Genomic DNA, 5,930 nt, shown 5'->3' on the forward strand with positions numbered 1-5,930 from the left:
CTTGTCCACGAAGGCCAGATAGCCCTCGGAGTGAAGCACCTGAATGGGGATGGGCGGGGTGTCCTGGGGATGGAGATTCCGGCGCCAATAAACATGATCCCGGAAAAATTCCAGGATCAGTTTTTCGAATATCTCATCGTTTTCCCCATAGGCACCGAGAAAGAAGGGGCTGAACAGGGCATCCAGCTCGGTGCCTTCCACCTGCCGTTTATCATTCACGTCTTGTCACTCCAACTGGATTCGCAACAGTCGCGGTGTCAGACGAGACAGCGCACGCTGGCCTGACACCACGAGGATTGAAAGCGCTTCTCCGGCTTGTTCAGATCACTCGGGAAAATCGCTGCTGTCCCTTGGCCGGAGCATTGTAGGCGTCGAACAGCATGGCCACGTTTCGAAGCAGAAAACGCCCGGCACTGGTAACGGAGAAACCGTCTTTGTCCAGCGTGAGCAAGCCATCCGTCGCCATGGTTTCCAGGGCCGGCAGGGTATCGGAAAAGTAAGTCCAGAAATCAATGTGATGACGACGCCCCACCTGTCTGGCATCCACGATGCCATTGCACATGATGGACTGAATTACATGCTGACGGATGCGGTCATCGGCGGTCAGCACGAGCCCCCTTGCAATAGGCAAGCGCCCTTCTTTGACCGCCTTCTGCCATTGACGGATCTCGGTCAGGTTCTGGCTGAAACAATCGCCGACCTTGCCAATGGCACTGGCACCCAGACCGATCAGATCACACTCGGCATGGGTTGAGTAACCCTGAAAATTGCGTTGCAGTTCGCCCTGGTCACGGGCCTTGACCAAGGGATCGCCGGGTCGGGCGAAGTGATCCATGCCGATATGCTCATAGCCGGCCTGGCTCAATTTATCCACCGCCAATGTCAGGAGGCTGAGTCGCAATTCCGCATTGGGCAGGCTGTCACCGTCAATCAGGCGTTGAACCGGAAAACGGTCGGGCATGTGGGCATAAGCGTAGATGGAGAGCCGGTCCGGTGCCAGTTCGATGACCTGGTCCAGGGTGTGGGCAAATCCTTCCATGCTCTGACGGGGCAGACCGTAGATCAGATCAAAGCTCAGTCCGCCGACGCCGGCCTCTCGCGCAGCCGCTACCTGGTCGGCCACCATGGCAAAGGGCTGGATGCGGTTGACCGCTTCCTGCACGCGCCGATCGAAATCCTGAATTCCCAGTGACATGCGATTGAAGCCCGTCTCCACAAGACTGGCCAGATCCTGCTCGGAGACCGAACGTGGATCGATCTCCACGGAGAACTCCCGTTCTTCGGGGGCGGCCAGGTTGAAGGCGCTGGACACGGCATTCATCAGGCCCTGCAGCTCGGCCGGGCTGTGAAAGGTCGGGGTGCCGCCACCCAGGTGCAGCTGTCGCAGCTTGCGGTCCGGGTCAAACAATGCCGCCTGGCGGTGCAATTCCTCGGCCAGATGCCCGAGATATCGATGCCCCCGATCGGACCGGCGGGTGATGCTGCGGTGGCAGGCGCAGTACCAGCAGGCCTCCTGACAGAAGGGCAAATGCACATAGAGGGAGAGATCGCGAGGGATGGGCTCTTCATTGGAGATTCGCACCATCTCCCGGTAGGCTTCTTCGCCAAATTCGTCCGAAAACTGCAGGGCCGTGGGATAAGAGGTGTACCGCGGCCCGCGGACGTCGTATCGGCGCATCAGATCTGGGTCAAAGGGCATGGGTCTCGCCATCCTGTGAAGGTCTGTCCACGATGAGAGACATGCTATACAGCCCCGGCGGGGAAACCTTTGACCTGTGTCAAGCAGTCGTCAAGTCGAGTGCCGGCTGAAAAGCCGTTAAACTGACGGCTCGGGTGATGTCCTGCTTGCAAGGATGCTGAACTGGGGAGAGTAGCGTGAATCTGCGGGATCGAGTCAGACTTTTCCAGATTGGGACACGATTGCTGACCGCCCCGCTGCTGCCCACCTCCGAGGACGCACCGCAAGTCCCTGCCCTGCCCGCAGACTGGCCGCAAGGCATGGCCAGCGACCATGGCTCTCTTGAGGTCCGTCGGTCGATATTGCGGCCACTGTGCTCACTGGCTGCCAGGGGGCATTTCCCGCTGGGAGAGATGCCGATTCATGAACTGGTCATTCGGGAGGAGCTGGCCCTGCAGTGGCCGCTATTCCGCCTGATGCTTGAGGATGAAGGCGCCTTGCTGCGATGGCATCCGCATCTGGCCTGGTATCAGGAGCGGGTTCGTCGACGCGGACGTCTCAACGCCAAACGCAAGCTGGCAAAGTGCATGCTGACATTCCGCAGTCTTCAAAACGAGGGGTTCCGCACGGATGATGGGGATCCCATCATGGTCTATCGTTCGCCCCGCTATCTGATCCGCAATGGCGGCTCCCATCGACTGGCCATGCTCGCCGCAATGGGCCGACAATCCGTCCCCGTGGTGGTACTGGATCGGCACGTTATTCTGGAAGACCCGGATATCCCCGCCCCCCTGCGACAGCGAATCCTGGAACTGGACCCGGCCTAGCGACCGTTCATGAAAAAGGGCGGGTGGCTTGCGCCACCCGCCCCTTGCAACGCCCTTGATCAAGACAATATCGGACCTGTCCTCAGCTTGCCGGCTCCAGACGATACAGGGCCGCATCGGACTGGTCGTTGAGGATATAGATATTGCCGTCCGGGCCCTGACGAACGTCACGAATCCTGCCGATTCGCCGGAGCAGTAGCTCTTCGGCGTGCACGACCTCCGAATCCTCAACCACCAGACGCAGGATTCGCTGGGCGCGCAGCCCGCCCGCAAGCAGATTACCGTCCCAGTTGCCAAAGCTGTCTCCATGCACGACTGCCAGGCCCGAGGGGGCCAGGGTCGGCAGGAATTCAAAGACCGGCGGCTTCATGCCATAGGCCTGATGATCCCGCGAGCGGGCATCCCCGAACTCGCCTTCCGTGCGATAGTCCCGACCCAGGGTCACAACCGGCCAGCCGTAGTTGTTGCCCGGCTCGATCAGGTTGAGCTCATCACTGCCTCGCGGGCCGTGCTCGGTGGCCCAGATCTGCCCGGTTTCCGGGTGCTTGACGATACCCTGAATGTTGCGATGACCGTAGGACCAGATCTCCGGGGCATAGTCGTCGTCATCAACGAAGGGATTGTCCTCGGGGACGCTGCCGTCGGCATTGAGGCGAACCACCGTGCCCGAATGATCCTGGGTGTCCTGCGAACGCATGGGCTCGGCACCGCGATCGCCGATCGTCATCAGCAGGGTACCGTCATCAAGAAAGACAACCCGGGAGCCATAGTGGCGGCCGGGGCTGGTGTAGGTGTTGGACTCGAAGAGTTCCTCGAAATCCACCAGGCTGTTTCCATCCAGGCGTGCGCGGGCCAGGGCAGGTACCGTCCCGTCACTGTCACCCTTGGAATAGGTCATGTAGATCCAGCCGTTGTCCTCGTAGTCCGGATGGACAACGATATCGAGCATGCCGCCCTGGTTGGCCACATGGACCTCCGGCAGCCCCTCCAGCGCGGTCTTGCTGCCGTCTTCCACCACGTAGATAGCGCCCGGGCGCTCGGTCACCAGCTTGCGGCCATCCGGCAGAAAGCCCACCGCCCAGGGGTGGGTCAGCCCATCGACGACCTTCACCAGGCGAAATTGCTCGTATTCAGAGCCGACACTGCGCTCCACGACCTCCTGGGCGCCCGCCTGGGACAGCGGCAGCGTCAGGGAGAGCAGCAGGCCAGCCGCGGTAAGTGACTGTTTTCTCATGATTTCCTCCAATTATTCTTGTGTAATTGCGAGAACTGGCGGATTGGGAAATACGGGATGTGTGACAGGCAAGGATAGCTGGTAGTTCGGATTCGTACAGTGTTGGGGTTAGGAGTGAGGGGTTAGGGGGGAGTAGTGCTGGGTGCTGAGTGCTGAGTGCTGAGTGCGGGGAGGATGGCCACCGAGAATGTGGTGACATCTCTGAAAATGGCGGAGAGGGAGGGATTCGAACCCTCGGACCCCTGAGGGGTCAACGGTTTTCGAGACCGCCCCGTTCGACCACTCCGGCACCTCTCCGATTCAACAACTTACCTTAACTCAGCGTCCACCAGCGGCATTGAGCCTTGGTGGACTGATCCTCCGTTCGCAACATTGGCGCGGGCGGGCTGTCTCAGGGGACAGACCGGCGCCGTTCGTCGGGCCGTGCCACCCTCGGGGTGACGTCAGCCGGGCGTGTAGCGGCCCAGGCTGGCAAAATGTTGCGGGGCAACCCGTTTCGGGGGTTGTCCTTGCAGCCGGAGCCCGCAGATTCTAACAGAGCACCAAAAGCGGCGCGACCGGCTTGAAGGGCCCCGAAGAAAATTCCGGGGGCAAATCGCTACAATGGATGTTACATAATCCTTGGAGGACAACGATTGCTGCGGATCTGGCTGACCACAGGACTGGCCCTGCTACTGGGTACCTGCTCCCTGCCCCCTTCCCTGTTGGAGCAGGTGCAGAGCCGTGGTGAGCTGCATGTTCTGACCCGCAACAGTCCGACGACTTACTACATCGATGCCGATGGACCCACCGGCATGGAGTTCGATTTGGCCCAGCGCTTTGCGGACCATCTGGGCGTGGATTTACGTATCACCGTCCCGGATGGTGTAAACGAGATATTCCGTCAGCTTGAATCCGGTGAGGCCCACCTGGCCGCGGCGGGTCTGTCGATCACCGATCGCCGTCAGGAGCGGGTACGATTTGGTGAGCCCTATCAGGAAGTCACCCAACAGCTCGTGTATCGCTTTGGCCGCAGCCGGCCCCGTTCCCTGGATGAATTGGATGGCACCGTCGCGGTGGTGGCGGGAAGCAGCCATGAAGAAACCCTGCAGCAGCTGGCGGAGGACTATCCCGAGCTGGAATGGAAGGCTATCGATGGGGTGGAGAGTGAGGAATTACTGATTCGGGTGGCCGAGCGGGAACTCGACTACACCGTGGCCGACTCGGTGGAGCTGCACATGAACCGCCGTTACTACCCCGAACTGCGCGCCGCCTTCGATCTGGCTGAGCCGGAACCCCTGGCCTGGGCCTTTCCCAAAAACCGCGACAACAGCCTGCGTACCGCCGCGAATGAATTCATCCAGCGCATGGAACGCCGCGGGACTCTGGCTCAGCTCCATGACCGGCATTTTGGCCACACCGAACGCTTCGACTATGTCGGCACGCGCATTTTCATGCGCCATATCGACAACCGGCTGCCAACGTACCGGCATCTGTTCGAGACTGCCGCCGATGACAATTCCCTGGACTGGCGCTTGCTGGCGGCCATCGGCTATCAGGAATCCCACTGGAATCCGCGTGCCGTCTCTCCCACGGGGGTACGCGGGATCATGATGCTGACCCAACGCACGGCTTCGGACCTGGGCGTGCAAAACCGAATCGACCCTCAGGAGAGTATCTTCGGCGGGGCCCGCTATTTCCGGCAGGTCCGGGATCGATTGCCGCCGGAGATCGAAGAACCGGACCGGAGCTGGATGGCGCTGGCTGCCTATAACGTCGGCTTTTACCACTTGATGGATGCCCGCATGCTCACCGAGCAGAAGGGTGCGAACCCTGACCGCTGGATGGATGTGAGAGACCATCTGCCCCTGCTGAGCCAGCGCCAGTATTACACGCAGACCCGCTACGGCTATGCCCGCGGGCGGGAACCGGTCATCTATGTGGACAATATCCGCCGCTATTACGACATCCTCTCCTGGATGATGCCCAAGGAGGACGACGACGAGGAACGGTTGGCAGAGGAAACCCGTGCCCCTGATGGAGTCGTTATTGAGGAAGAGCTGGGTGAGGACGGAGATTAGGGAACCTCTGATTAATTCATTCGCGCCCGCAGTTGGCGCTGAGAGCGTCTGATTCAAGGCGCATTGCGCAGCACAGTAGCCTCTGTGCTACGGGCAAGCAATGCAATGCTGAAGCAGGCGCTCTCAGCACC

At 60.5% G+C, this 5,930-nt stretch carries 5 protein-coding genes and 1 tRNA gene; 2 read left to right on the forward strand and 4 right to left on the reverse strand.

Annotation, left to right across the window (positions count from 1 at the left end; translation table 11 throughout):
• Together ACJWXQ_RS07025 and hemN are read right to left on the reverse strand one after the other, a co-directional pair.
• A partial coding sequence (locus ACJWXQ_RS07025) for a hypothetical protein (RefSeq protein WP_406672454.1) occupies positions 1 to 219 on the reverse strand: 219 nt, incomplete at its 3' end.
• 100 nt (positions 220 to 319) lie between these two features.
• Complete coding sequence (gene hemN / locus ACJWXQ_RS07030; protein ID WP_406672455.1) at positions 320 to 1,699, reverse strand: oxygen-independent coproporphyrinogen III oxidase; 1,380 nt, start codon at positions 1,697 to 1,699, stop codon at positions 320 to 322.
• Positions 1,700 to 1,875: 176 nt separating this feature from the next.
• Between hemN and ACJWXQ_RS07035 the strand changes: the two genes are divergently transcribed.
• Positions 1,876 to 2,505, forward strand: coding sequence for a hypothetical protein (locus ACJWXQ_RS07035; RefSeq protein ID WP_346052525.1), 630 nt, complete (start codon positions 1,876 to 1,878; stop codon positions 2,503 to 2,505).
• A gap of 82 nt (positions 2,506 to 2,587) precedes the next feature.
• Here ACJWXQ_RS07035 and ACJWXQ_RS07040 read toward each other — a convergent pair whose 3' ends face one another.
• Together ACJWXQ_RS07040 and ACJWXQ_RS07045 are read right to left on the reverse strand one after the other, a co-directional pair.
• Positions 2,588 to 3,739: a PQQ-dependent sugar dehydrogenase gene (locus ACJWXQ_RS07040; protein WP_346052523.1), complete on the reverse strand. Its 1,152-nt coding sequence runs from the start codon at positions 3,737 to 3,739 to the stop codon at positions 2,588 to 2,590.
• A gap of 208 nt (positions 3,740 to 3,947) precedes the next feature.
• Positions 3,948 to 4,036: transfer RNA gene (locus tag ACJWXQ_RS07045), tRNA-Ser, on the reverse strand.
• Between the two features lie 338 nt (positions 4,037 to 4,374).
• On the opposite strand from ACJWXQ_RS07045, the gene mltF reads away from it, so the two are divergent.
• Positions 4,375 to 5,799 carry a membrane-bound lytic murein transglycosylase MltF gene (gene mltF, locus ACJWXQ_RS07050; RefSeq protein ID WP_346052521.1) on the forward strand — a complete coding sequence of 475 codons (1,425 nt, stop codon included), beginning with the start codon at positions 4,375 to 4,377 and terminating at the stop codon, positions 5,797 to 5,799.
• The last annotated feature ends 131 nt before the right edge of the window (positions 5,800 to 5,930 follow it).

It is taken from the genome of Natronospira sp. (genome assembly GCF_007134575.1).
In the GTDB taxonomy this organism is placed as follows: domain Bacteria; phylum Pseudomonadota; class Gammaproteobacteria; order Natronospirales; family Natronospiraceae; genus Natronospira; species Natronospira elongata.

Excerpts from the sequence above, each read along its gene's own strand:
- hemN (WP_406672455.1), bottom strand. The coding sequence starts at position 1,699 with ATGCCCTTTGACCCAGATCTGATGCGCCGATACGACGTCCGCGGGCCG.
- ACJWXQ_RS07040 (WP_346052523.1), bottom strand. The coding sequence starts at position 3,739 with ATGAGAAAACAGTCACTTACCGCGGCTGGCCTGCTGCTCTCCCTGACG.